The following is a 2,319-nucleotide window of genomic DNA, read 5'->3' as shown; positions in this document are numbered from 1 at the left end:
GAGTGATTCCCGTGCGCCGCGCCAGAATATCCAGCGTTCCCGCTGTGGGCGATTTAATGATTCGGTAATCCATGGTTCTGTCCTTTCTGTCACATCCGCTCTTTCCCGCACCCAAGCGCGATCCCCAACGGCGTGACGAACACAAATGTAAGAAGAAAAAGCTCTCATGTCGTTAAAATCCGGCTTCCTTTTCGCTGAAAGGCTGTTTCATCCATCACATACTTTCTTTGAATCTTCAGCCTTCTTATTTCGTTTTGGGTAAAATAGCCTCCACTTCACTGTGGGGGCGGGGAATCACATGAACAGAAATCAGTTCTCCCACCCGCTGTGCTGCGGCAGCGCCTGCATCTGTTGCAGCCTTTACTGCACCGACATCCCCGCGAATCAGAACGGTTACCAAACCGCCGCCCACATGCTCTTTGCCGATTAAAGTCACATTGGCCGCCTTTACCATCGCGTCAGATGCTTCAATTGCACCTACCAAACCTTTTGTTTCAATCATACCTAAAGCGTTTTGATTCATTGCTGAAATCCTCCTTCTTTTCTTTGGCTCTTCGGTTATTTCTCACAGTCGCTTTGGCACCCCACTAAATGGATTCGATGACCGTGAGATTGCTTGCCATCCTTTGTTCTCTCAAGAGTTCACAAAGTCTTTGGAATGAATGGAGCAACTGTTCCTTCTGTTTGCCCAATGCTCTTTTTCGGAAAATAGAAAGAAGCCCAAAAATCCCCTGAAATCAGGAATTTTTGGGCTTCTTTGCCTCAAAAACAGAATTTGTTATGCTCCGTTGCATAGCAAACTTTTTATTTTGCCGGATGATCGTATGTAAAAAGTAATTTTCTNAAATAGAAAGAAGCCCAAAAATCCCCTGAAATCAGGAATTTTTGGGCTTCTTTGCCTCAAAAACAGAATTTGTTATGCTCCGTTGCATAGCAAACTTTTTATTTTGCCGGATGATCGTATGTAAAAAGTAATTTTCTACCGAAAAAAACAAAAAGAGTCCCAGAGCTTTCTCAAGAAAAGCTCATTTGGACTCCGTTGCCCATCCGGCACACGCCATTGCATACCGGAACAATATTCCGTTTTCAATCATTTCATCGCCGAGATCATCATTTTTGCCACCTGAGCGATGGTGCAGCCTTTATCCATAGCCACTTTGCGCATATACTCATACGCTTCGTTTTCTTGCATGGATTTCTTTGCCATCAAAATGCCCTTGGCTTTGTCAACGAATTTGCGGTCTTCCAAAGCGGTCTTCGCCTTGCCGTATTCCGCAGCTAATTTTTTCATTTTCTTGTGTTTGCTGATGGCAATTTCAATGGCCGGTATCAGCGTATTTTCATCAATCGGTTTGATGATACACCCCATCACATCGGCCTCAACTGCCTTTTCAGCCATAGACTTATCGCTGTATGCTGTGAGTAACAAAATAAACGATGCCAGCTCTTCCCGATGGATGATTGCAGCCGCTTCTAATCCATCTAACACCGGCATTCTGATATCAAGGATAACAAAATCGGGTTTTGTCTTTCTGCAAACCTCTATGGCATCAAAGCCGTCTCCGGCTTCTCCCACCACTTCGTAACCATTGAGCTCCAATATCTCTCTTACATACATTCGGATAAGCGGTTCATCTTCTGCAAGAACAACCCGATACATTACGCCACCTGCTTAATTCCAAAACACATATTTTTATAATAATATTTTATTGGGATAATGAAAAAAAGTCAATACTCACAAGTTTTATAGTGATTTTGTTTCTGGTCGTATGCTTTTTCATTATTCCCACTTATTCTTCACTTTGATTGGGCAGAAAATACCGATGCCATGCCATATTCTCAAACAAAGCATGTGTCAACGGTAAATAACCCACCATGGCACAAAAAAGTTACCATAGGTGGCCTGCCATACGCCAAGAATCAAACGTCATCATCAATTTTCAAAAGGGTTCGGCCTTTGACGAAATCAGCCCGTCCTTTGCCAAATGACAAAGGACGGGTGTTTCGATACGTTTCAGGCTCGGGGCAATTTTCACCCGAGCCTTGGGCTTCGGGAAATCGCTTATTCAGCAGGTTTCACAGCGGGCAGAATTGCTTCGACCTCGGCGTGGGGTCTGGGGATAACGTGGACGGAAACCAGCTCGCCCACGCGCTGTGCGGCAGCAGCGCCGGCATCGGTGGCAGCCTTCACTGCGCCAACGTCGCCTCTGACCATCACGGTTACCAAACCGCCGCCCACGTGCTCTTTGCCGATCAGGTAAACGTTTGCTGCCTTTACCATGGCGTCGGCTGCTTCGATGGAACCTACTAAACCTTTTG

The 2,319-nt window shown here is 45.5% G+C and carries 3 protein-coding genes; all 3 read right to left on the bottom strand.

Features of this window, described 5'->3' with window-relative positions; translation table 11 throughout:
• Positions 1–244: 244 nt before the first annotated feature.
• Entirely contained in the window at positions 245–523 is a 279-nt protein-coding gene (gene eutM / locus C1A02_RS13290) for an ethanolamine utilization microcompartment protein EutM (protein ID WP_101698622.1), read from the bottom strand.
• A 567-nt stretch (positions 524–1,090) separates the two neighbouring features.
• A complete protein-coding gene (locus C1A02_RS13285; RefSeq protein WP_101698719.1) occupies positions 1,091–1,660 on the bottom strand; it encodes an ANTAR domain-containing response regulator in 570 nt (189 codons plus the stop codon).
• Positions 1,661–2,062: 402 nt separating this feature from the next.
• The coding region (locus tag C1A02_RS13280; RefSeq protein WP_101698718.1) for a BMC domain-containing protein at positions 2,063–2,319 on the bottom strand (257 nt) is incomplete at its 5' end.

The organism is Clostridium minihomine (assembly GCF_900240385.1).
GTDB lineage: Bacteria > Bacillota > Clostridia > Oscillospirales > Acutalibacteraceae > Faecalispora > Faecalispora minihomine.
The sequence above is the reverse complement of the archived record's forward strand: the minus strand, read 5'-3'. Positions and strand labels throughout refer to the sequence as shown.